This is a genomic window from uncultured Brachybacterium sp., from assembly GCF_947500705.1.
Taxonomy (GTDB): Bacteria; Actinomycetota; Actinomycetes; order Actinomycetales; family Dermabacteraceae; genus Brachybacterium.
This window is the reverse complement of sequence record NZ_CANMSY010000008.1, coordinates 112,272-135,160: the sequence shown is the minus strand read 5'-3', so window position 1 is coordinate 135,160 and position 22,889 is coordinate 112,272. Positions and strand designations below refer to the sequence as shown.

24 protein-coding genes, 3 tRNA genes and 1 pseudogene are annotated in these 22,889 nt (G+C 68.3%); 23 read left to right on the top strand and 5 right to left on the bottom strand.

Going from position 1 to position 22,889, the window contains the following annotated elements; translation table 11 throughout:
* The first annotated feature begins 191 nt into the window (after positions 1-191).
* From Q0937_RS13975 to Q0937_RS13950, 6 genes are all read left to right on the top strand, one after another.
* The gene (locus tag Q0937_RS13975; RefSeq protein WP_299304727.1) at positions 192-461 is read left to right on the top strand and encodes a WXG100 family type VII secretion target; all 270 of its coding nucleotides are present in this window, start codon (positions 192-194) and stop codon (positions 459-461) included.
* Between the two features lie 117 nt (positions 462-578).
* The gene (locus Q0937_RS13970) at positions 579-1,061 is read left to right on the top strand and encodes a hypothetical protein (RefSeq protein WP_299304724.1); all 483 of its coding nucleotides are present in this window, start codon (positions 579-581) and stop codon (positions 1,059-1,061) included.
* 272 nt (positions 1,062-1,333) lie between these two features.
* Positions 1,334-1,594, top strand: coding sequence for a hypothetical protein (locus Q0937_RS13965; protein ID WP_299304721.1), 261 nt, complete (start codon positions 1,334-1,336; stop codon positions 1,592-1,594).
* Between the two features lie 68 nt (positions 1,595-1,662).
* Positions 1,663-1,932: a hypothetical protein gene (locus Q0937_RS13960; protein WP_299304719.1), complete on the top strand. Its 270-nt coding sequence runs from the start codon at positions 1,663-1,665 to the stop codon at positions 1,930-1,932.
* Between the two features lie 508 nt (positions 1,933-2,440).
* Positions 2,441-2,701, top strand: coding sequence for a hypothetical protein (locus Q0937_RS13955; RefSeq protein ID WP_299304721.1), 261 nt, complete (start codon positions 2,441-2,443; stop codon positions 2,699-2,701).
* Positions 2,702-2,769: 68 nt separating this feature from the next.
* Positions 2,770-3,039 (top strand): hypothetical protein, encoded by a 270-nt coding sequence (locus Q0937_RS13950; protein WP_299304719.1) that lies wholly within the window; start codon positions 2,770-2,772, stop codon positions 3,037-3,039.
* Between the two features lie 102 nt (positions 3,040-3,141).
* Here the strand turns inward: Q0937_RS13950 and Q0937_RS13945 are convergent, their stop codons facing one another.
* Positions 3,142-3,630, bottom strand: a complete 489-nt coding sequence (locus Q0937_RS13945) for a YajQ family cyclic di-GMP-binding protein (protein WP_299304716.1) — start codon at positions 3,628-3,630, stop codon at positions 3,142-3,144.
* 197 nt (positions 3,631-3,827) lie between these two features.
* Here Q0937_RS13945 and Q0937_RS13940 point away from each other — a divergent pair.
* From Q0937_RS13940 to Q0937_RS13890, 11 genes and pseudogenes are all read left to right on the top strand, one after another.
* A tRNA-Tyr gene (locus Q0937_RS13940) sits at positions 3,828-3,909 on the top strand.
* An 85-nt stretch (positions 3,910-3,994) separates the two neighbouring features.
* A tRNA-Thr gene (locus Q0937_RS13935) sits at positions 3,995-4,067 on the top strand.
* 53 nt (positions 4,068-4,120) lie between these two features.
* A tRNA-Met gene (locus Q0937_RS13930) sits at positions 4,121-4,197 on the top strand.
* Positions 4,198-4,294: 97 nt separating this feature from the next.
* Positions 4,295-4,465: a 50S ribosomal protein L33 gene (rpmG, locus tag Q0937_RS13925; RefSeq protein ID WP_029360274.1), complete on the top strand. Its 171-nt coding sequence runs from the start codon at positions 4,295-4,297 to the stop codon at positions 4,463-4,465.
* A 217-nt stretch (positions 4,466-4,682) separates the two neighbouring features.
* Complete coding sequence (locus Q0937_RS13920; protein ID WP_299304696.1) at positions 4,683-5,132, top strand: MaoC family dehydratase N-terminal domain-containing protein; 450 nt, start codon at positions 4,683-4,685, stop codon at positions 5,130-5,132.
* 64 nt (positions 5,133-5,196) lie between these two features.
* Entirely contained in the window at positions 5,197-5,679 is a 483-nt protein-coding gene (locus Q0937_RS13915) for a MaoC/PaaZ C-terminal domain-containing protein (RefSeq protein ID WP_299304693.1), read from the top strand.
* A complete protein-coding gene (locus tag Q0937_RS13910) occupies positions 5,676-6,803 on the top strand; it encodes a UDP-N-acetylmuramate dehydrogenase (RefSeq protein WP_299304691.1) in 1,128 nt (375 codons plus the stop codon). The genes Q0937_RS13915 and Q0937_RS13910 overlap by 4 nt, the downstream gene beginning before the upstream one ends.
* An 86-nt stretch (positions 6,804-6,889) precedes the next feature.
* Positions 6,890-8,158 carry a serine hydroxymethyltransferase gene (glyA, locus tag Q0937_RS13905; protein ID WP_299304689.1) on the top strand — a complete coding sequence of 423 codons (1,269 nt, stop codon included), beginning with the start codon at positions 6,890-6,892 and terminating at the stop codon, positions 8,156-8,158.
* A 139-nt stretch (positions 8,159-8,297) separates the two neighbouring features.
* The gene (locus Q0937_RS13900) at positions 8,298-9,197 is read left to right on the top strand and encodes a bifunctional methylenetetrahydrofolate dehydrogenase/methenyltetrahydrofolate cyclohydrolase (protein WP_299304686.1); all 900 of its coding nucleotides are present in this window, start codon (positions 8,298-8,300) and stop codon (positions 9,195-9,197) included.
* Positions 9,194-10,015 (top strand): exodeoxyribonuclease III, encoded by an 822-nt coding sequence (locus tag Q0937_RS13895; protein WP_299304684.1) that lies wholly within the window; start codon positions 9,194-9,196, stop codon positions 10,013-10,015. Before Q0937_RS13900 ends, Q0937_RS13895 begins: the two co-directional genes overlap by 4 nt.
* Positions 10,016-10,233: 218 nt before the next feature.
* Positions 10,234-10,410: pseudogene (locus Q0937_RS13890) on the top strand (thiamine pyrophosphate-binding protein); the annotation flags it as partial.
* Between the two features lie 164 nt (positions 10,411-10,574).
* Here the strand turns inward: Q0937_RS13890 and Q0937_RS13885 are convergent.
* From Q0937_RS13885 to sdhC, 4 genes are all read right to left on the bottom strand, one after another.
* A complete protein-coding gene (locus Q0937_RS13885) occupies positions 10,575-11,336 on the bottom strand; it encodes a succinate dehydrogenase iron-sulfur subunit (RefSeq protein ID WP_299304682.1) in 762 nt (253 codons plus the stop codon).
* A complete protein-coding gene (gene sdhA / locus Q0937_RS13880) occupies positions 11,336-13,111 on the bottom strand; it encodes a succinate dehydrogenase flavoprotein subunit (RefSeq protein ID WP_299304680.1) in 1,776 nt (591 codons plus the stop codon). The genes Q0937_RS13885 and sdhA overlap by 1 nt, the downstream gene beginning before the upstream one ends.
* A gap of 77 nt (positions 13,112-13,188) precedes the next feature.
* Complete coding sequence (gene sdhD, locus Q0937_RS13875; RefSeq protein ID WP_299304678.1) at positions 13,189-13,647, bottom strand: succinate dehydrogenase, hydrophobic membrane anchor protein; 459 nt, start codon at positions 13,645-13,647, stop codon at positions 13,189-13,191.
* Between the two features lie 2 nt (positions 13,648-13,649).
* Positions 13,650-14,027: a succinate dehydrogenase, cytochrome b556 subunit gene (gene sdhC, locus Q0937_RS13870; RefSeq protein WP_299304676.1), complete on the bottom strand. Its 378-nt coding sequence runs from the start codon at positions 14,025-14,027 to the stop codon at positions 13,650-13,652.
* Between the two features lie 276 nt (positions 14,028-14,303).
* Here sdhC and Q0937_RS13865 point away from each other — a divergent pair, with 276 nt between their 5' ends.
* The 6 genes from Q0937_RS13865 to Q0937_RS13840 all read left to right on the top strand — a co-directional run bounded on the left by Q0937_RS13865 (position 14,304) and on the right by Q0937_RS13840 (position 22,879).
* Complete coding sequence (locus tag Q0937_RS13865; RefSeq protein WP_299304674.1) at positions 14,304-15,515, top strand: mannose-1-phosphate guanylyltransferase; 1,212 nt, start codon at positions 14,304-14,306, stop codon at positions 15,513-15,515.
* Positions 15,516-15,606: 91 nt separating this feature from the next.
* Positions 15,607-16,848: a M20 family metallopeptidase gene (locus tag Q0937_RS13860; RefSeq protein ID WP_299304672.1), complete on the top strand. Its 1,242-nt coding sequence runs from the start codon at positions 15,607-15,609 to the stop codon at positions 16,846-16,848.
* Between the two features lie 204 nt (positions 16,849-17,052).
* A complete protein-coding gene (locus tag Q0937_RS13855) occupies positions 17,053-18,171 on the top strand; it encodes a BMP family protein (RefSeq protein ID WP_299304670.1) in 1,119 nt (372 codons plus the stop codon).
* 118 nt (positions 18,172-18,289) lie between these two features.
* The gene (locus tag Q0937_RS13850) at positions 18,290-19,861 is read left to right on the top strand and encodes an ABC transporter ATP-binding protein (protein WP_299304669.1); all 1,572 of its coding nucleotides are present in this window, start codon (positions 18,290-18,292) and stop codon (positions 19,859-19,861) included.
* A 160-nt stretch (positions 19,862-20,021) separates the two neighbouring features.
* Positions 20,022-21,545 (top strand): ABC transporter permease, encoded by a 1,524-nt coding sequence (locus Q0937_RS13845; RefSeq protein WP_299304667.1) that lies wholly within the window; start codon positions 20,022-20,024, stop codon positions 21,543-21,545.
* Positions 21,542-22,879, top strand: coding sequence for an ABC transporter permease (locus Q0937_RS13840; protein ID WP_299304666.1), 1,338 nt, complete (start codon positions 21,542-21,544; stop codon positions 22,877-22,879). The genes Q0937_RS13845 and Q0937_RS13840 overlap by 4 nt, the downstream gene beginning before the upstream one ends.
* The last annotated feature ends 10 nt before the right edge of the window (positions 22,880-22,889 follow it).

Below are 22,889 nucleotides of genomic sequence, written 5' to 3'. Positions count from 1 at the left end.
CAGGATGGTGCGGGTGGTTCCGGACCCTCCCGCCGTCGCAGGACGACGCGGTCCTCCGGCGGTTGTCCCCATGGGGACTCCTCCCCATGGTCCGTGTCCCCGGATCGCTCTAGAGTGATTCCCGTACGACAGCAGGCCGGTGCACCGGATCAGGGCGCAGGCGCGAGACACCAGGAAGGGGAACCCGAACCGTGAACGCGACGAAGGGTATGAACGTCGAAGAGGTCCGGCGGATGTCGGCCCAGCTCCGGGATGCGGCCGAGGAGATCACGAGGATCGAGCAGGAGCTCACCACCGGTCTTGAAGAGGTGGATTGGACCGGTCCCGATGCAGATCGCTTCCGTGGCCAATGGTCCGGAGAGATGGTTCCAGCGCTGCAGCAGATCATGAATGCTGTCAACGATCTCGGGGACTCGGCAGACCGCAATGCGGCCGAGCAGGACGCCACCTCCTCGAACTGACCGAGCATCACCCGGTTCTCGCGACCGGCCCCGAGGCCCGCACGGAATGCGCGTTCGGGCCTCGTTCGTGCCTGATATGTTTGGCGCCGTCAGAGGTGGGACGAACGGAGCTAATCCATGGCCAAGAAGATCGAGTATCCGAGCGCAGATTTTCCCGGTCCGCCGCGGATCGCCGTCCACGTGCCGGACGACTGGGAGACGCTGACCGTTCCCGGAGTCCAGGTCGCTGTGGCGCAGCCCCGGGTGGAGGGGCAGTTTCGGGCGAACGTCGTGGTCACTGTGCAGCGGTTCGGGCCAGACTTCACCCTCGAGGCGGCCAAGGCCGGCCTCGAGCAGCGCAAAGCGGCCCTGCCTGAGCTCGAGGAGCTGGGCACGGGGGAGATCCAGGTCGAGGGGATGACCTGGATCGCCAGCGAGTACGGGTACACGCAGCCCGGGCGCCCCACGGTTGTTCAGGCTGCCCGCTATGCGGTCGGCGATCGTGGCGGGGTGGCGAAGGACGTCCTGGAGATCGTGGGCAGCTGCGGTGCAGAGAGCGCGGATGAGGAGATCGAGACCGTCCGCGCGATCCAGGACTCCGTGAGCTTGGACCTCAGCTGACAGGCGGCTTCGTCAGCTGGTGACGGCCTCGGACCTTCGGGTCCGAGGCTTTTCGCATGCGGCGGCGGCACCGCGGTTCTGCCTGCCCGGGGAGGACGGCAATGGGTGCCAGGTGGGGCCTCTGCCTGGGGAGTTGTCCCCATCGCCACGTGGGGGTGGGGGTTCTAGAGTGGAGTCATCACCTGGGGGACAGGGTCGAGGATGCGGTCGGTGGCCGTGGAGGTCTTCTCCGGTGGGTGGGACCGAGTTTTTTCTACGACATGGAGGACACCATGAAGAAGGGCATGACCCCGGAGTCTGTCGAGCAGATGGCTCAGCAGATTCAGCAGGCCGGCGATGATGTTCAGCAGGCGTTCCAGCAGATTGCTTCGCGGGTGTCGGAGTTCGATTGGACCGGTGAGGATCGGGATCGTTTCGTCTCTGAGTTCACCGATGGTCTTGGTCAGCTTGCGCAGCAGGTGAGTCAGCAGTGTGGCGAGTTCTCTGAGCGTGGGACGAGGAACGCTGCGGCGCAGCGTGAGGCGTCTTCCTGATCTTCGGATCTTCGGTTTCTTTTCTTTGTGTGTTCTGAAGCTCCGGGATGGGGCGAAAGGGGTAGGTCATGGCTTTCAAGGGTATGAATCCGGAAGAGGGTCGCGAGGTTGCGCAGGGCGTGAATGAGGCTGGTCAGCAGATTCTTGAGCTGATCAACGGCGCCACCAACCTGGTGAACTCGGTGGAGTGGGTCGGTCCGGACTACGACACGTATCTGCAGGAGTGGAACAGCTTCGTGAGCGGTCCGGTGGCTGATCTGGTCAACGCGATGGCGGATAAGGGTTCTGAGCTCAACAACCATGCTGAGCAGCAGGATTCGACCTCGAACCAGGCCTGAGCGTCCGGTTCTCGTGGGGACGGCCCCGCACCCTTGGTGGGTGCGGGGCCGTCCTGCATGCCATGGCCGGCGCAGAGGTGGCGCCGTCCGCCGACTCGACGGCCGTGCGGGCTCAGCGGAGCGTCGGCCCTGCGGGGACTGCCGTTGACCCTGCGGGGACTGCTGGAGACCGTCCGAGCCGAGAGGCGGGCACTTCGCTGTGCACCGCTGTCGCAGAGCAGCGAGCGACCCTGCGCAGCGGAACGACTCTCGATGCCGCAAGGGGAGCCGGAGTGGGGAGCCAGCTCTGTCCACAACGCCAGAACGCTGCCGATAGATGCCTGACCTGCATCAATGCCACAGAATCGGATTGTGGAGGGCCATGGGGAGTTGTCCCCATCGCCACGTGGGGGTGGGGGTTCTAGAGTGGAGTCATCACCTGGGGGACAGGGTCGAGGATGCGGTCGGTGGCCGTGGAGGTCTTCTCCGGTGGGTGGGACCGAGTTTTTTCTACGACATGGAGGACACCATGAAGAAGGGCATGACCCCGGAGTCTGTCGAGCAGATGGCTCAGCAGATTCAGCAGGCCGGCGATGATGTTCAGCAGGCGTTCCAGCAGATTGCTTCGCGGGTGTCGGAGTTCGATTGGACCGGTGAGGATCGGGATCGTTTCGTCTCTGAGTTCACCGATGGTCTTGGTCAGCTTGCGCAGCAGGTGAGTCAGCAGTGTGGCGAGTTCTCTGAGCGTGGGACGAGGAACGCTGCGGCGCAGCGTGAGGCGTCTTCCTGATCTTCGGATCTTCGGTTTCTTTTCTTTGTGTGTTCTGAAGCTCCGGGATGGGGCGAAAGGGGTAGGTCATGGCTTTCAAGGGTATGAATCCGGAAGAGGGTCGCGAGGTTGCGCAGGGCGTGAATGAGGCTGGTCAGCAGATTCTTGAGCTGATCAACGGCGCCACCAACCTGGTGAACTCGGTGGAGTGGGTCGGTCCGGACTACGACACGTATCTGCAGGAGTGGAACAGCTTCGTGAGCGGTCCGGTGGCTGATCTGGTCAACGCGATGGCGGATAAGGGTTCTGAGCTCAACAACCATGCTGAGCAGCAGGATTCGACCTCGAACCAGGCCTGAGCGTCCGGTTCTCGTGGGGACGGCCCCGCACCCTTGGTGGGTGCGGGGCCGTCCTTGGTGTGCAGAGGTGGTGTGCAGAGGTCGAACGCCGGCGCGGCAGGGTCAGCGGTAGTTGACGAACTGCAGCGCGACGTCCAGATCCTTGCCCTTCAGCAGCGAGATGACGGCCTGCAGATCGTCACGGCTCTTGGAGGAGACTCGCAGCTCGTCACCCTCGATCCGCGCCTTGACCGCCTTGGGCCCCTCTTCGCGGATCAGCTTCGAGATCTTCTTGGCGTCCTCGGTGCTGATGCCCTCCTTGAGTGCAGCGGCCAGACGCGTCTCCTTGCCGGACTGCTTGGGCTCGTCCACCTCGAGCGCCTTGAGGGAGATCCCGCGACGGATCAGCTTGGACTGGAGCACATCCAGCACGGCGAGCACGCGCTCCTCCGCGTTCGCGGTCATGACGATCTCGTCGCCGCTGAGCGTGATCGACGCCCCGGTGCCCCGGAAGTCGTACCGCTGCCCGACCTCCTTCACTGCCTGGTTGACAGCGTTGTCGATCTCCTGGCGATCGAGCTTGCTGACGATGTCGAACGATGAATCTGCCACGGTGGGTCCTTCCTTCGGGCGGCCGCAGGGACGGGCCGCACCCCTATTGTCCACGAGCCGCATCGAGAGCTGTGATGCTCTTCATGCGGCCCGAGGCCCTTCCGGGTTCGCATCGGCGGCGGGACGCCGCTATGCTGATTCAGGTCCGCTTCCGGCGGCCACGCGATCCAGGTCGGGTGGGCAACGGGAGCAGTCGCGGCAGATTACCCGAGCGGCCAAAGGGAGCTGACTGTAAATCAGCTGGCATTGCCTACGGGGGTTCGAATCCCTCATCTGCCACCGCGGAGGGTCCATGTGATCCGAAGCACCGGGGTCCGCCCCCGAATTGCCTCCGGGCAACGAGGCGGGTAAGGTTTACCGGGTTGCCCTGATAGCTCAGTCGGCAGAGCGTCTCCATGGTAAGGAGAAGGTCAAGGGTTCGATTCCCTTTCAGGGCTCTGATGGATGCGGCGGCTCGTTCTCATTCGAGACGGGCCGCTTCATCGGTCATGCCGGGGTAGCTCAGACGGTTAGAGCGCACGACTCATAATCGTGAGGTCGCGGGTTCGATCCCCGCCCTCGGTACCACACCGGTCATCACCGGCGTGCAGAATCCACATCCCCCGAGCACGGGGACCCACGAGGCGCGCTGCGGAGCGCGTCACCCGGACGAAAGAGGCGAACCGTGGCGAGCAAGAGCTCTGACGTGCGTCCCAAGATCACTATGGCTTGTGTTGACTGCAAGGCGCGCAACTACATCACCAAGAAGAACCGTCGCAACACGCCGGACCGGCTCGAACTCTCGAAGTTCTGCCCGACCTGTGGCAAGCAGACGGCACACCGCGAGACCCGCTGAGCGAGTCACACGCACTTCCACGAAGGCCACCCGGACTGCCCGGGTGGCCTTCGTCGTCCCCGGAGTCCCCAGTGCTGGGCCGGGCCACGGTTCAGGACGCCGCTCCAGCATGCCGGGGCGCTGCGAGGGCCGCCCGACGGTGAGATGATCGAGGAGTCCACACTCGTCGGCCCCGCCGACCCGACCTCGCCCCACCGACCCGACCTCGGGAGACATCGTGACCACCACCCCTGATCCCGCCTTCGCAGGGCGCAGCTACCCGGCCGGACCCGCGCACACGGTCTCCGCCGCGAAGATCATGGAGTTCGCCCACGCCACCGGCGCCACCTCCCCTCTGCACAGCGACCCCGAGGCCGCGCGCAGAGCCGGCCACGCCGACGTCGTCGCACCTCCGACCTTCCTGGTCTCCCTTGCCCAGGCCACCGAGGCGCAGTACATCGAGGATCCCGCCGCAGGCATCGACTTCCGCCGCGTCGTGCACGGGGAGGAGACCTTCACCCTCCATCGACCCGTCGTGGCCGGTGACGTCCTGGTGCCGACCCTCACCGTCGAGGCGGTGCGAGCCGCCGGCGGCCACTCGATGATCACCACCCGCGTGGACCTGGCCGATGAGGCCGGCACCGATGTCGCCAGCGTGCGTAGCATGCTCGTCGTCCGCGGCGCCTGACCCTGGTCCACGCCCGCCGCGCCGAACCTCGCCACGCCCGCCTCCCCGGAATCCAGGAGCAGACATGACCGCCACCACGCCCACCCCAGTAGATCTCGCCGACCTGGTCGTCGGCCAGGAGCTCGCCCGCACCCGGCACGAGATCACCCGCGACACGCTCGTGAGGTATGCCGGTGCCTCGGGGGACTTCAACCCGATCCACTACAACGACACCGTCGCGACCGAGGCCGGGCTCCCGGGCGTCATCGCCCACGGCATGCTCACCATGGGCACCGCAGTGACCGGGCTGCTCGACGCGATCGCGGATCCCACCGCGGTGCGGGCCTACACGACTCGCTTCACGAATCCGATCCCCGTGCCCGCGACCGGCGCGGCCGTCCTCGAGGTGAGCGCCGTCGTCGCAGCGATCGACGAGGCCGCACGCACGGCAAGGGTGGACCTCACCGCCGAGTTCGACGGCACCAAGGTGCTCGGGCGCGCCCGGGCCACTCTTGCGCTCCCGGGCCCCGACTCTGCAGAGGCGCGCACCGGGAACGATGCCGCATGAAGCTCTCCGACCTGACGACCCTCCGGATCGGAGGTCAGATCCGGAAGCTGGTCGAGGCGCGCACCGCCGATGAGGTGATCGAGGCGGTCGCTGCCGCCGACGCCGCGGGCGAGCCGCTCCTGGTGCTCGGAGGCGGCTCGAACCTGGTGGCCTCCGATGCCCCGTTCGACGGCACGGTCGTGCTGCTGCGGGACCCGGAGGAGCCGCCCCTGCTGGACGCCACCTGCGAGGTCGGCGCCTCTGGAGAGCCCGACGGCATCCCCGTGGACCCGGCCGAGCTGACACCGCTGGATCCCACCTGCGGCGGCGCCATCGTCGAGTACTTCGCCGGGGTGAACTGGGATCGTGCAGTGCGCTACGCGATCGCCCGCGAGATGGTCGGGATCGAGGCGCTCTCGGGCATCCCCGGCACCATCGGCGCCACCCCGATCCAGAACGTCGGCGCCTACGGGCAGGAGGTCGCCTCGACCATCTCCCGGGTGCGCACCTGGGACCGGGAGAAGCAGGTGGTGCGCACCTTCTTCGCCGCCGACTGCGGGTTCGCCTACCGCGACAGCCTCTTCAAGCGCACCCGGTATGCGGGCCCGGTGCCCTCGGCCACTGGCCGCTATGTCGTGCTCTCGGTGACCTTCCAGCACACCATCGGCTCCCGCTCCGCGCCGATCCGCTACGGCCAGCTCGCCGAGGTGCTCGGCGTCGAGGTCGGGGACCGGGCCCCGATGAGCGCGGTGCGGGAAGCGGTGCTGCGGATCCGCGGCGACAAGGGCATGGTGCTGAACCCGCTGGACCACGACACCTGGAGCGCCGGATCCTTCTTCACCAACCCGATCCTCTCGCCGGACGAGGCGGCGCACCTGCCTGAGGACGCACCGCGCTACGCGGTCGATGGCGGGCGGATCAAGACCAGCGCCGCCTGGCTGATCAGCCACGCCGGCATCGAGCGGGGGCATGCGCTGGGGGAGCGGGCGGCGGTCTCGACCAAGCACTCCCTCGCCCTGACCAACCGCGGCGGCGCGAGCAGCGATGACCTGGTGTCGCTGGCTCAGGATGTCCAGCAGCGGGTGAAGACGGCCTTCGGCGTGCAGCTGGTCCCTGAACCGGTGCGTCTCGGCCTCGAACTCTGAGCCGCCCCGCCGGGATCCGTTCCCGCGACCTAAGATGGCCGGACGGCGTCCATCGCCCATCCGCCCCGAACACTGCAGGAGGCCCTGTGAACGTCCTCGACCAGTCCATCTCCGAGCTCGACCCGGACATCGCCCAGGTGCTCGACCGTGAGCTGGCGCGCCAGCAGCGCACGCTCGAGATGATCGCGAGCGAGAACTTCGTTCCCCGCGCCGTGCTGCAGGCGCAGGGATCCGTGCTCACGAACAAGTACGCCGAGGGCTACCCGGGTCGCCGCTACTACGGCGGCTGCGAAGAGGTCGACGTCGCCGAGCAGATCGCGATCGACCGTGCGAAGGAGCTCTTCGGCGCCGAGCACGCCAACGTGCAGCCCCACTCGGGCGCCTCGGCGAACGCCGCGGTGATGCATGCCCTGGCCCGCCCCGGTGACAAGCTCATGGGCCTGTCGCTGGCACACGGCGGCCACCTCACCCACGGCATGAAGATCAACTTCTCCGGCCGTCTCTACGACATCGTCGCCTACGAGACCGAGCCCGAGAACGGGCAGATCGACATGGCCAAGGTGCGTGAGCTGGCCATCGCCGAGCAGCCCAAGGTGATCGTCGCCGGCTGGTCCGCCTACACCCGCCAGCTCGACTTCGCTGCATTCCGCGAGATCGCCGACGAGGTCGGTGCGGTGCTCTGGGTCGATATGGCGCACTTCGCGGGTCTGGTCGCCGCGGGCCTGCACCCCAGCCCCGTCCCCTACGCGGACGTCGTCTCCACCACCATCCACAAGACCATCGGCGGGCCCCGCTCCGGCATGATCCTGTGCAAGGAGAAGTGGGCCAAGAAGATCGACTCGGCCGTCTTCCCCGGCCAGCAGGGCGGGCCGCTGATGCACGTCATCGCCGCGAAGGCCATCGCGCTCAAGATCGCCGGCACCGAAGACTTCAAGGACCGTCAGGCCCGCACCCTCGAAGGCGCGAAGATCCTCGCCGATCGACTCCAGGCGGAGGACGCCAAGGCGGCCGGCGTGAAGCTGATCTCCGGGGGCACCGATGTGCACCTGGTGCTGGTGGATCTCACCGGTAGCGAGCTCGACGGCCAGCAGGCCGAGGACCGCCTGCACGAGGCCGGGATCACGGTGAACCGCAATGCGGTCCCCAACGACCCGCGCCCGCCGCGCGTCACCTCCGGCCTGCGCATCGGCACCCCGGCGCTGGCCACCCGCGGTTTCGGCGCCGCAGAATTCACCGAGGTCGCCGATGTCATCGCCCTGGCCCTGACCGGTGGCGCGGATATCGAGTCGTTGCGTGCCCGCACCGCTGCACTGGCCGAGGCGAAGCCCCTGTACGCCGATCTCCAGCAGTACTGAGCAGCCCCGTGGGGCCCGGCACACAGCGCCGGGCCCCACTGGTGTCCCTGCACCCGGTCCCTGCGCCGCGTCCTGGGACAGGGGCCCTCCGCCACAGCTGCTGCACCATCCATCACCCCCAGAGAACCCAAGGAGCACCATGACGGCTCAGATCCTCGACGGCAAGGCCACCGCGAAAGCGATCAAGGAGGAGCTCGCCGAGCGCGTCGCCCGACTCGTCGAGGGTGGGCAGCAGCGCCCCGGCCTCGCGACCGTCCTGGTGGGTGATGATCCGGGCAGCGCCGCCTATGTGCGCGGCAAGCATCGCGACAGCGAGCAGATCGGGCTGAACTCGATCCAGAAGCACCTCCCGGCGGACGCCACCCAGGAGGACGTCGAGGCGCTCGTCGATGAGCTCAACGCCGACCCCGCCTGCACCGGGTACATCGTGCAGCTCCCGCTGCCGAAGCAGATCGACACCGCTGCGATCCTCGAGCGGATCGACCCGGCCAAGGATGCCGACGGGCTGCACCCGACGAACCTCGGGCGCCTGATCCTCAACGCCTACACCGCGATCGACACCCCGCTGCCCTGCACCCCGCGCGCCGTGATCGAGCTGGTGGAGCGCCATGGCCAGGACTTCCGGGGCAAGGACGTGGTGGTCGTCGGCCGCGGCGTCACCGTCGGCCGCTCGATCGGTGCGCTGCTGACTCGTCGGGAGCACAACGCGACCGTCACGCTGTGCCACACCGGGACCACGGACCTGCCCTCCCACCTGCGCCGTGCCGATGTGATCATCGCCGCCGCCGGTGCCGCGCATCTGGTCCGTGCCGAGGATGTCAAGCCCGGCGCGATCGTGCTCGATGTCGGGGTCTCCCGCCGGGAGGACCCCGAGGGGGGCAAGGCGAAGCTCGTGGGTGATGTGGATCCTGCGGTGGGCGAGGTCGCCGGCTGGATCAGCCCGAACCCCGGAGGCGTCGGGCCGATGACGCGTGCGCTGCTGCTGAAGAATGTCGTCGAGGCGGCCGAGCGCGCCGCCGGGATCGAGATGCCCGCATGAGCCTGATCCTCGCCACCGTCAACGTCAACGGCCTGCGCGACGCCGCACGGAAGGGGATGGACGACTGGCTCTCCTCCACCCCGGCGGACGTCATCACCCTGCAGGAGGTGCGCGCCCCGGAGGAGCTGCTCGCCGGTCTCATGGGAGAGGGCTGGTCCATCGTGGGGGAGGCCTCGCAGCTGAAGGGCCGCGCCGGAGTGGCGATCGCTGCCCGCACCTCCCTGGAACGCATCGACCTGGCCGGGGTGCGCCGCGGCCTGCCCGGCCTCGACGAGGACGCCCACACCGGCCGCTGGCTCGAGGCCGACCTCGAGGACCCGCTGGGAGACGGGACCACGATGACGGTGATCTCCTGCTACGTGCATTCGGGCAACACCGAGAAGCCGCAGACGATGATCGACAAGTACGCGTTCCTCGACGTGATGATGGAGCGTCTGGAGACTCTGAGGGGCGAAGGACGGCACGTGGTGCTCACCGGCGACATCAATATCGCCCACACCGAATGGGACATCAAGAACTGGAAGGGCAATCTGAAGTCTGCAGGGTTCCTGCCCGAGGAGCGTGCCTACCTCGATCGCCTCACCACCGCCGCGGGCTACGTGGACGTGCACCGCACCCTCCATGGTGACGGCCCCGGTCCGTACACCTGGTGGTCGCAGCGGGGGAAGGCCTTCGACAACGACGCAGGCTGGCGGATCGACTACCAGCTCGCCACCGAGGGCCTCGCCGCGAAGGCATCGTCCGCGCAGGTGGATCGTGCGCCGAGCTATGACACCCGCTGGTCCGATCACGCCCCGCTGGTGGTCAGCTACTCGTGAGCTGACTCCGAGCGACGCAGGGCGTGAGCTGCCGAGCACACCGGCTCGCGCCCTGTCGTGCTCCGGTGCGAGGGGACCGGTGCTGCTGTCCCCCTGTCAGGCGCGCTCATCGCGGAGCGTCAGCCGGTGCTCTCACCAGGGGCACGAACCCCCGGGCGATCTCGGAGCGAGACATATACGGAGCGCACACGCCTTCGCATATCTCTCGGAGGACCCCTATGGCCATCGTCTCCACCCACGTCGCCCGCACACTCGCCCGCCACGTCCATGAGGTCTTCGGCCTCATGGGCAACGCCAACGCCTGCTTCATCGACGCACTCCGGCAGGAGACCGACGCCGTCTGCACCGCGGTGCGACACGAGGCCGGCGCCGTGGTCGCCGCCGATGCGCACTTCCGCACCACGAGGTCGGCTCGCCGCCGACGAGAAATGCGAGCTGAGGACCGATGTTCAGAAGAGCATCGGTCCTCAGCTCGCATTACTTGCCGGATTTCCCGCGTGGGAGCCGGATCGCCCGCGTGGGCGGCGCGGGGTGTGTCGGCCCGCGCGGGGCGGGGCGGTCAGACGCGGCCGCGGATCACAGCCTGCTTGACCTCGGCGATCGCCTTGGTGACCTGGATGCCGCGGGGGCATGCCTCGGTGCAGTTGAAGGTGGTGCGGCAGCGCCACACGCCTTCCTTGGAATTCAGGATCTCCAGCCGCTGATCACCGGCATCGTCGCGCGAGTCGAAGATGAAGCGGTGCGCGTTGACGATCGCGGCGGGGCCGAAGTACTGCCCGTCGGTCCAGAACACTGGGCACGAGGAGGTGCAGGCGGCGCAGAGGATGCACTTGGTGGTGTCGTCGAAGCGCTCGCGCTGCTCGGCGGTCTGCAGCCGTTCGCGGCTGGGCTCCTGGCCCTTGGCGACCAGGAACGGCATGACCTCCTTGTAGGAGTCGAAGAACGGCTCCATGTCGACGATCAGGTCCTTCTCCACCGGGAGCCCCTTGATGGGCTCGACGGTGATGGGCTTGTTGATGTCGAGATCCTTGAGCAGGGTCTTGCAGGCCAGACGGTTGCGGCCGTTGATCCGCATCGCGTCCGAGCCGCAGATCCCGTGCGCGCAGGAGCGGCGGAAGGTGAGCGACCCATCGAGGTGCCACTTGATCTCATGCATCGCATCCAGCACCCGGTCGGTGCCGTGCATGGTGACGGTGAAGTCCTCCCAGTGGGTGCCCTTGTCATCCTCGGGGTTGAAGCGAGCGATGCGGAGGGTGACCTGGAACGAGGGGACCTCGCCCGCGGACGCGTCGACCTCGGGCTTCTCAGCGACGGCAGTCATCAGAACGTACGCTCCTTCGGCTCGTAACGGGTGATCACGACGGGCTTGGTGCCCAGGCGGATCGAGGTGCCCTCGAGGCCCTCCTCGTCGGGGAGGGTTCGATAGGCCATGGTGTGCTGGAGGAAGTTGACGTCGTCGCGCTTCTCGAAGTCCTCACGGAAGTGGCCGCCGCGGGACTCCTTGCGCTCGAGCGCGCCGAGCGCCACGATCTCTGCGAGGTCCAGCAGGAAGCCCAGCTCCACGGCTTCCATCAGGTCGAGGTTGTAGCGCCGCCCCTTGTCCTGGATGGCGACGGTCTCGTAGCGCTTCTTGAGTCCCTTGATGTCGGCGAGGGCCTGGCGGCAGGTCTCGTCGGTGCGGAACACCTGGACGTTCGCGTCCATCGTCTCCTGCAGTGCGCTGCGGATGTCGGCGATGCGATCCTCGGTCGCGGGACGGTCGCGCAGCCGCTCGAGCAGCTCGACGGTGGGCAGCTCGAGGCCCTCCGGCAGCTCGGGCAGGTCCACGGTCGCGGCGTGCTCCGCTGCGGCGATGCCGGCGCGGCGACCGAAGACGTTGATGTCCAGGAGGGAGTTGGTGCCCAGGCGGTTGCCGCCGTGCACGGAGACGCACGCGGTCTCCCCGGCGGCGTACAGCCCGGGGATCACGTCGGTCGCATTGCGGAGCACCTCACCCCGGACGTTGGTGGGGATGCCACCCATGCCGTAGTGCGCAGTGGGGAACACCGGGATCGGATCCGTGTACGGCTCGACCCCGAGGTAGGTGCGCGCGAACTCGGTGATGTCCGGGAGCTTCGCATCGATGTGCGAGGGCTCGAGGTGGGTGAGGTCCAGGAAGACGTAGTCCTTCTTCGGGCCGGCGCCGCGGCCCTCTCGCACCTCGTTCGCCATCGCTCGCGCCACGACGTCACGGGGAGCGAGGTCCTTGAGCGTGGGGGCGTAGCGCTCCATGAAGCGCTCCATCTCGCTGTTGCGCAGGATGCCGCCCTCGCCGCGGGCCGCCTCGGAGAGCAGGATGCCCAGCCCGGCGAGGCCCGTCGGATGGAACTGGAAGAACTCCATGTCCTCCAGCGGGATGCCGCGGCGGAATGCCATCGCGGGCCCGTCACCGGTGAGGGTGTGGGCGTTCGAGGTGGTCTTGAAGATCTTGCCGAAGCCGCCGGAGGCGAAGATGACGGACTTCGCGCGGAAGATGTGCAGCTCGCCGGTGGCCAGCTCGTAGGTGACCACGCCGGAGGCGCGCACGCCCTCGTCGCTGCGCGGGTCGCCGGTCATGAGCACATCGAGCACGTAGTACTCGTTGAAGAACTCGACCTGCTGCTTGACGCAGTTCTGGTAGAGCGTCTGCAGGATCATGTGGCCGGTGCGGTCCGCGGCATAGCAGGAGCGGCGCACCGGGGCCTCGCCGTGGTCGCGGGTGTGCCCGCCGAAGCGGCGCTGGTCGATCTTGCCCTCGGGGGTGCGGTTGAAGGGCAGCCCCATCTTCTCCAGGTCGAGCACCGCGTCGATGGCCTCTTTGGCCATGATCTCGGCGGCGTCCTGGTCGACCAGGTAGTCACCGCCCTTGACGGTGTCGTAGGTGTGCCATTCCCAGTTGTCGTCCTCGACGTTGGCGAGGGCGGCGCACATGCCGCCCTGGGCCGCGCCGGTGTGGGAGCGAGTGGGATAGAGCTTGGTGACGACTGCGGTGCGGGAGTTCTTCGAGGACTCCAGGGCCGCGCGCATGCCGGCACCGCCGGCGCCGACGATCACCACGTCGTAGTTATGGGTCTGCATGTCTGGTGACTGCTCCGTTTCGGGTCGACCGGGAAGAAGGAAAGGGGCGGTCGATGGGATCGACCGCCCCAGGGGCGTCAGCCCTCGCAGAAGGAGGGCAGCAGGCTCGGCTCGGCGCCGACGGGGCAGGGGTCGAAGGTGAAGATCACCAGGGTGCCCAGGATGATCGTGACGACCACGGCGAAGTAGAGCAGGCCCTTGAGGACCATCCGCAGACGATCACCGCGGGCGTAGTCGTTGATGATCGTGCGTACGCCGTTGCCGCCGTGGATCAGGCCCAGCCACAGCATCAGCAGGTCCCAGACCTGCCAGAAGGGGGAGGCCCACTTGCCGCCCACGAAGGCGAAGTCGATGCCCTTGACACCCTGGCCGAGCCAGAGGTTCACGAAGAGGTGGCCGAAGACGAGGATCACCAGCAGCACGCCGGAGGCTCGCATGAACATCCACGAGAGCATCTCGGCGTTGATCCCGCGCTGTCCGGTGCGGCGGTAGCGGGTGGTGGGATCCGGGATAGAGGTTCCGGTCTGTGCACTCATGGTCACGCTCCGAACATGTGCATGAGTTGGCGGGGGAGGAAGCCGGCCATGAGGATGGCCCACACGATCACCACACCCCAGAACAGGCTGCGCTGGCGCTTGGTCCCCTGGGACCAGAAGTCCACCAGGATGATGCGCAGGCCGTTGAGGGCGTGGAAGAGGATCGCGCCGACGAGGCCGACCTCGCCGAGGCCGAACACCACCGTCTTGTAGTGCCCGATCACCTCGTTGTACGCCTCGGGGGAGACACGGACGAGAGCGGTGTCCAGGACGTGCACCAGCAGGAACAGGAAGATGAGCATTCCTGAGATGCGGTGGGCGACCCAGGACCACATGCCCTCGCGTCCGCGATAGAGCGTCCCGGATTGGGCTGAAGCCACGGAGATCCTCCAGAAGCGTCGGGATGAAGCCGGGAACGGTGACGAGATGCCATGGAGCACGGCGCCCGGCGCGGCCGGGCGGAACTCGGGCGGCCATCGCGTCCTGGACGCCTCGCGGACGAACATTTCACGACACGGCGACATCATCATCGCCCCCGACAGGGGCATTGCCAGCGTAGCACCAGGCAGGGCCGCTGATGCGCGGCACGGCGCGGTCCGTGGCGTCGGCGACGGAGGACTCATGGACCTCGACCGTCGGACCGATACGCTGGGACGATGCCCCAGGCTCCTTTTGTGCCCGTGATCCCCGCCGGTGGCGCCGGGACCCGATTGTGGCCGCTCTCACGCCGCTCCCGGCCCAAGTTCCTGCTCGATCTCACGGGGGAGGGCCGCTCCCTCCTGCAGGGCACGATGGAGCGACTGGCGCCGCTGACGGACCAGGCCCCGATCGTGGTCACCGGGGTGAGCCATGAGGCGGCGGTGCGTGAGCAGCTGGGTGAGCTCGGCATGGCGGCCGTGGTGCTGGCCGAGCCCTCCCCTCGCAACTCGATGCCCGCCATCGCGCTGGCCGCCGCCCTCGTGGAACGGGAGCACTCGGAGGCGGTCATCGGCTCCTTCGCCGCGGATCATCTGGTCGACGACCAGGAGTCCTTCGCCCGCGCCGTGGCCAGCGCCCGGCAGGCGGCAGAACTCGGCTACCTGGTGACCCTGGGAATCCAGCCGACCTTCCCGGCCACCGGATTCGGCTACATCGAGCAGTCGGCATCGGCGCCCGCCGAGCATGGAGATCCCGTGCAGGGCGACGAGGCGCTCGCAGCGAGCGGGGCGCTTCCCGTCGCCCGCTTCGTGGAGAAGCCGGACCGCGAACGTGCTGAGGTGTTCCTGAGCACCGGACGATTCCTCTGGAATGCCGGCATGTTCGTGGTGCGCGCCTCCGTGCTGCTCGATGAGCTCGCCGCCCAGATCCCGCCGCTCGCGCACGGGGTGCGTGAGCTCGCCGCCGCGCACGGCACCGAGCAGTACGACGAGGTGCTCGCACGGGTATGGCCCCGGCTCACCGCGATCGCCATCGATCATGCCTTGGCCGAGCCGCTCGCCGCAGCAGGGAAGGTCGCAGTGGTGCCCGCCGGCTTCGGCTGGGACGACGTCGGAGACTTCGCGGCGCTCGCCCAGCAGCTGCGCGCCGGAAGCGGAGCGGACTTCCGGGGCATCGGTGCCCCGGACCGTCGGGCGGCCGACGGGGACGAGCCTCCTGGCGCCGGCGATGGCGGTGATGTCCGGGTGCTGGGAAGCGCCGACGTCGATGCTGTCTCCTCACGGGCCACGGTGTACGGTGCCACGGATCGCCATATCGCCCTGGTCGGGCTGGACGGCATCAGCATCGTCGACACCGAGGACGCGCTGCTGGTGCTCGCCGACGCGCACGCGCAGGACCTCACGACGCTCGTCGCCCGCCTTGACGAGCGGGGACTGGGCCACCTGCGCTGACGTCGACCGCCTGCAACGGCCACCGCGAACGGCACCGGCCCCCGGCGAGCCCCGCCGACGGCCATCCCGAACGGACGCAGGGAGTACACAGGTGGAGCAGTCGCAGCAGGTCCTGCTGGGGACCGTGCAGCAGCGGTCGATGCTGGGACCGGAGGGCCTGATCGCCCGGACGGTCGCCGAGAAGTCCGCGGACCTCCGCGAGGTCAGGCGCCATCTCCATCGGCACCCCGAGCTCTCCCATCAGGAGCACGCGACCACCGACTACATCGCCGAGCAGCTCGCCGCACTGGGTCTCGCCCCGCAGCGCATGGCGCAGACCGGCCTCATCTGCGACATCCCCGGCAACGACCCTTCGCTCGGCCTGATGGCCCTGCGCGCCGATATGGACGCGCTCGGCATCCCCGAGCTGAGCACCGTCGCCTTCCGCTCCTCCGTCGACGGGGTGTCCCACGCCTGCGGGCACGACGTCCACATGAGCGCGGTGCTGGGAGCGGCGACGGCCCTGGTGCGGGTGGCGGAGGTCGGCGGCCTGCACCGAGGGGTCAGGCTGGTCTTCCAGCCCGCTGAGGAGATGCATCCCTGCGGCGCCCTCGAACTGATCGGCCAGAACGTGCTGGACGGCGTGGACTCGATCCTCGCCCTGCACTGCGATCCGGGCGTGGACGTCGGGCACGTCGGGTTGAAGTCCGGCCCGATCACCTCCGCCACGGATCCGGTGAAGATCCAGGTGCGCGGAGCCGGCGGGCACACCTCCCGACCCCATCTCACCCAGGACCTGGTCTATGCGCTCAGCTCCATCGCCACCCAGCTGCCGGCCGCGCTGACCCGCCGGATGGACCCGCGCTCGGGCGTGAACCTCACCTGGGGCAGCATCCATGCCGGTTCCGCCTTCAACGCGATCCCCAGCAGCGGCACCCTCGAGGGAACCCTGCGCTGCCTGGATCATGACGCCTGGGACCGGGCCGAGGAGCTGCTGGAGTCGGTGCTCGCGGATCTCGTGCGCCCCTGGGGCGTCGACGCCTGGGTCACGCACGACCGCGGCGTGCCGCCGGTGTCCAACAGCCCCGCCAGCGTCGAGGTGCTGGCTGCCGCGGTGAGCGGCGTGCTCGGCCGGGAGAACCTCGATCCGACCGCGCAGTCCCTCGGCGGCGAGGACTTCGCCTGGTACCTCGAGAAGGTGCCCGGGGCGCTGGCCCGGCTCGGCACCCGCACCCCGGGCGGACGCACCTTCGACCTCCACATGGGGGACCTGATGATCGATGAGCGCGCGATCGGGATCGGCGCCTCGGTGCTCGCGGCGGCCTGTGTCCAGCGGGATCTGCTCCCCGCCTGAGCGACCTGGCAGGGACTCTCAGGGTCACGTCGCGTTCGCGTATACGTCACATCCGCGTCGATTTCATAACGGTTCACGGACTGGAACCGAAGCGGCCCCCCGCAGGCGCCTCGCGCGGATATGGTCCAGATCGCACTGCGACAGCGCTGTCGCCACGGACCCCACGGGGCGATCCGGCCCCACATCTGACCCGAAGGAACCTTCATGAAGAGCATCACGCGTGCCCTCGCCCTGGTCGGCGCCGGCGCCCTGACCCTCGCCGCCTGCGGCACCGCCCCGGAGGAGACCGCAGGGAGCAACGGCGGCAGCGATGCCGGCGGCGCCTCGAGCGACTACAAGGCCTGCATGGTCTCCGACGCCGGCGGCTGGGATGACAAGTCCTTCAACGAGTCCAGCTTCAAGGGCCTCGAGAATGCGAAGGCGGATCTCGGCGTCGAGACGCAGACCGCGGAGTCCACGACCGTCTCCGACTTCGCCCCGAACATCAACAACATGGTGACCCAGGGCTGCGATCTCATCATTACCGTCGGCTTCCTGCTGGCGCCGGCCACCGGTGCGGCCGCGCAGGAGAACCCCGACACCGACTTCGCGATCGTCGACTCCACCGCTCAGGACGCCGACGGCGCTCCGCTCGAGCTGGAGAACGTCAAGCCCCTCGAGTTCAACACCGCCGAGGCCGCGTTCCTGGCCGGCTACCTGGCCGCGGGCATGACCGAGACCGGCAAGGTCGCCACCTACGGCGGCGTGGACATCCCCACCGTCACCATCTTCATGGACGGCTATGTCGACGGCGTCGCCCACTACAACGAGACCCACGGTGAGGACGTCGAGGTGCTCGGCTGGAACAAGGAGACCCAGTCCGGCTCCATCGTCGGCACCTTCGAGGACCAGTCCAAGGGCAAGGCAGTCTCCGACGAGTTCTACAACGCCGGAGCAGACATCGTGATGCCGGTGGCCGGTCCCGTCGGTGCCGGTACGCTCGCCTCTGCCAAGGAAGGCGAGAACCGCAAGGTGATCTGGGTGGACGCGGATGGTTACGAGACCAACTCCGCCGATCCCGAGGCGCAGTCGGTCATCCTCACCTCCGTCATGAAGGAGATGACCGTGGGCGTCGAGGATGTCATCGCCGGTGCTGCCGGTGGCGAGTTCGACGCCACCCCGTACGTCGGCACCCTCGAGAACGGCGGAGTGGGCCTGGCCCCCTTCCACGATTTCGAGGAGGACGTCCCGGCAGAGCTCACCGAAGAGCTGGATGCCCTCGAGCAGGAGATCATCGACGGCACCGTCAAGGTCGAGTCCGAGGCTGCTCCCGCGGGAGTCTGAGCATCGGCTGATCCGAGCGCGGTCCCCGTCTGAAACGGCGGGGGCCGCGTCCCATGTCTGAACACCACTGCCTGAACACCGCCGGGGCGCCCGGCCTGCACCGACGGAAGCGAGCGCTGTGAAACTCGAACTGCGCGGGATCACGAAGACCTTCGGGGGATTCGTGGCCAATGACGCCATCGACCTGGTCGTCGAACCGGGGGAGATCCATTCCCTGCTGGGTGAGAACGGGGCCGGCAAGTCGACCCTGATGAACGTGCTGTACGGGCTCTACCGGCCCGATGGCGGGCAGATCGTCATCGACGGCACCCCGGTCACCTTCTCCGACCCCGGCGACGCGATGGACGCCGGCATCGGGATGGTCCATCAGCACTTCATGCTGGTCCCCGTCTTCACCGTCGCCGAGAACATGGTGCTGGGCAACGAGCCGACCAAGGGTGGTCTGCTCGACCTCGCCGCCGCCAGGAAGCTGGTGCGGGATATCTCCGCCCGCTTCGGCTTCGATCTCGATCCCGACGCCCTGGTCGAGGACCTGCCCGTCGGTGCCCAGCAGCGCGTCGAGATCATCAAGGCGCTCAGCCGTCGTGCCGAGGTGCTGGTGCTGGACGAGCCCACCGCCGTGCTCACCCCGCACGAGACCGACGAGCTGATGGAGATCATGCGTCAGCTGCGGGACGAGGGCACCTCGATCGTGTTCATCACCCATAAGCTCCGCGAGGTCAAGGCGGTCTCCGATCGCATCACCGTGATCCGTCGCGGCAAGGTCGTCGGCGAGGCCGACCCGTCCGCGGACCAGGCGGAGCTCGCGTCGCTGATGGTGGGTCGCCAGGTCTCCCTCGCGCAGGACAAGGTTGCGGCCACCCCCGGCGAGATCGCGCTCCAGGTCACCGACCTGCGGGTCAGCGATGCGGCCGGGACCAGGACCCTCGACGGCGTCTCCTTCGAGGTGCGCCACGGCGAGGTGCTCGCGATCGCAGGCGTCCAGGGCAACGGCCAGACCGAGCTCACCGAAGCCCTGCTGGGGCTGCAGGAGACCGTGCACGGTTCGGCGAAGCTCGAAGGACAGGAACTGGTGGGACGCACCACCAAACAGGTGCTCGACGCCGGCGTCGGCTTCGTCCCCGAGGACCGCACCCACGACGCGCTGGTCGCCGACTTCTCCGTCGCCGAGAACCTGGTTCTGGACCAGCACGACCGCGCGCCCTTCGGCAGCGCGTTGGCGATGAAGCTCAGGACCATCCGCGAGAACGCGGAGCGCCTGATCCCGGAGTTCGACATCCGCACAGAATCGGCGGTGTCCGCCGTCTCCACCTTGTCCGGCGGCAATCAGCAGAAGGTCGTCATGGCCCGCGCGCTCCACCGCAAGCTCGCTCTCCTGATCGCCTCCCAGCCCACCCGCGGCGTGGACGTGGGCTCGATCGAGTTCCTCCACCGCCGCATCCTCGACGAGCGGGACAAGGGCACCCCGGTGGTGATCGTCTCCACCGAGCTCGACGAAGTCACGCAGCTCGCGGATCGCATCGCCGTGATGTACCGCGGGAAGATCCTGGGGATCGTCCCGGGGGACGAGGATCGCGATGTGCTCGGCCTGATGATGGCCGGTTACAGCGTCGAGGCCGCCCGTGAGGCTGTCGCCGCCGGCGCCCGTACCACTGACTCCCAGCTCGCCGACGAAGGAGAGATCGTATGAGCACCATTGTTCGGCGACGAACTGCGAGGAACGAGCGGCAGGAGATGAACGCAGTGAGCAGTGTTCGGCGACGAACTGCGAGGAACGAGCGGCAGGAGATGAACGCAGTGAGCAGTGTTCGGCGACGAACTGCGAGGAACGAGCGGCAGGAGATGAACGTATGAGCACGCTCGAGGCCGCCGAGTCCGGCTCCGCCCCCGGTGTCGGGGCGGGAAGCTCCGACACCCCGCCGCCACCCTCCGAGTCCGCGGAGACGGCTCTGGCCAGGACCCTGCAGAAGATCGCCCGTGGCGACCTGCTGGTCGTGGTGATGAGCTTCGTGTTCGCCTTCCTGATCGGCTCCGTGCTGATCGTGATCGCCAACCAGGAGGTCCGTGGGACCCTCAGCTACTTCTTCGCCCGCCCCACCGACGCGCTGTCCGCGATCTGGCAGTCGGTCACCCAGGCCTATGGCGCGATGTTCCGCGGAGCGATCTTCGACATCCCCGGCTACACGCGGGCTGCCGAGAGCGTCCGGGAGGCCGGAGGGTCTGGCACCTATGTGTTGCTCCCTGCTCTCTCCGCGGGGTTTCGGCCCCTCACCGAGACCCTCACCGTCGCCACCCCGCTGATCATCGCGTCCGCGGGCATGGCCGTCTCCTTCCGCGCCGGGCTGTTCAACATCGGCGGCACCGGCCAGCTGATCGCCGGCGCGATGGCTGCCGGCTACGTGGGCTTCACCTTCGAGCTTCCGATCGTCGTGCATCTGCTGGCCTGCCTGATCGCCGGTGTCCTCGCCGGTGGGGTGTGGGGCGGCATCGCCGGTTTCCTCAAGGCCCGTTTCGGAGCCAATGAGGTCATCAGCACCATCATGCTGAACTGGATCGCCACGTACCTGCTGTTCTTCGCGCTCAAGACCTCAGCGTTCACCGGCGTCAACCAGTCCCAGCCCACCTCGCCCTCCGTGGGCGACAACGCGGTGCTGCCGCTGCTGCTGGGCTCCGGGTTCCGCCTCCACGCAGGTCTGTTCCTCGCCGCCGGGGCAGCCGTGCTGCTGTGGTGGCTGATGAGTCGCTCCACCATCGGCTTCCACTTCCGCGCGGTGGGCTCCAATCCTCGTGCCGCGCAGGTCGCCGGGATCTCCCCGGCCCGCACCTCCTTCCTGGTGCTCGCCGTCGCCGGGGCCCTGGTGGGTCTCGCCGGTGCTGTGCACGTGCTCGGCACCGAGCAGAGGCTGACCGAGGGTGTGGCCGGGAGCCTCGGCTTCGATGCCATCACCGTGGCGCTGCTGGGCCGCTCGGGCCCGGTCGGCATCGTGCTCGCGGGCCTGCTCTTCGCGGGGCTGTCCACGGGTGGGCGCTTCATGGAATCCAACCAGGGCGTCCCGCTGGACCTGGTGCAGGTGATCCAGGTGCTCGTGGTGCTGTTCATCGCCGCCCCGCCGCTGGTGCGGACGCTGATCGGCCTGCGCCGCATCGACCATCCCGGCGCCGCCGCTCGCGTGCGGGGTGCCCGCCGTCCCAGGACCGGTGCCGAGAAGGTCGCTGTCACCTCCGGCGCCCCCGGAGCTGCGGGCACCGCGACCAGCGGCGGACCACCAGATCCCCACGCGACCGACGACACCGATCCTTCCTCCCTGGAAGGACCGACCCCCGCAGCGGACTCGTCCGAGGACCGCACCGATGCGCAGGAGGAGGAGCGATGAGCACTGCACCTCACGTCGTCGCCGACGACTCGCCGGTGGAGAAGGCATTCACCGACGTCCGCCCCACGAGCTGGTGGCACCTTCCAGCCACCACCACCGTGATGGGCCTGCTCGCTCTGGTCGTCTTCGGCCTGCGCGGGATCCCGGGTGTGGATTCCGCGTACGTCGTGGTCCATGAGAGCGATCTGAACCCCTTCGGCCTCATCCCCGAGCGCATCGTCGTCTCGTCGATGGGCGGCGCTATCGCGCTGTCGGTGATCGCGCTGCTCGCCTCGGCCGCGCTCTGGGTGCTCCATGCCCGCAGCGCCCGGCCGTCGGCCCGCGCGCGCCTCACGCTGATCGCCGTGTTCGCGGTGGCCTGGATCCTGGCGTTCATGACCTGGGTGATCTCCCAGCGCACGCTGGATGTGACCACCCTGCTGCAAGGCACCATCGTGCTGGCCGTCCCGCTGGCCTTCGGCGCCCTGTCCGGGGTGCTCTCAGAGCGCTCGGGCGTCATCAACATCGCGATCGAGGGGCAGCTGCTGTTCGGCGCCTTCGGTGCCACCCTGGTCGGCTCGATCACCGGCAGCGTCTGGATCGGCCTGGTGGCCGCACCGATCGTCGCCATGTTCATGGGCGCGCTGCTGGCCATGTTCGCGGTCGGCTATCACGTCCAGCAGATCATCGTCGGTGTGGTGCTGAACGTGCTCGCGATCGGGCTCACCTCGTTCTTCTTCGGGTCCGTGATGAGCGACAACCCCGGGCTGTTCAACGCTCCGATGCGACTGCCCACGCTGCGGATCCCGGTGCTGGCAGACATCCCGCTGGTCGGCGCCGCGCTGTTCGAGCAGAACATCCTCGTCTACCTGATGTGGATCATCGTCGCGGGACTGACCGTCGCGCTGTTCCGCACCCGCTGGGGGCTGCGCGTGCGCGCCGTCGGCGAGCATCCGAAAGCCGCCGACACCGTCGGCATCGCCGTGAACCTCACCCGCTGGAAGAACGTGCTGCTGGGCTCCGCGGTCGCGGGCCTCGGCGGGGCGACCCTCACCATCGGCACCGGAGTCGCCTTCGGCGAGGAGATGTCCGCCGGCAAGGGCTACATCGCGCTCGCCGCGATGATCCTGGGCCGCTACCATCCGGTCGGCGCGCTCCTCGCGGCGCTCACCTTTGCCTTCGCGGACTCGCTCCAGCTGCGTCTGGGCACGATGTCCGCCGCCGAAGGCGGAGTCTCCATCCCCGGCGACTTCCTGCTGATGCTCCCGTACATCGTCGCGCTGTTCGCCGTGGCAGGTGTCGTGGGCAGAGTGCGGGTGCCAGCGGCCGACGGCCAGCCGTACATCAAGCAGTGAGAGCATCGGC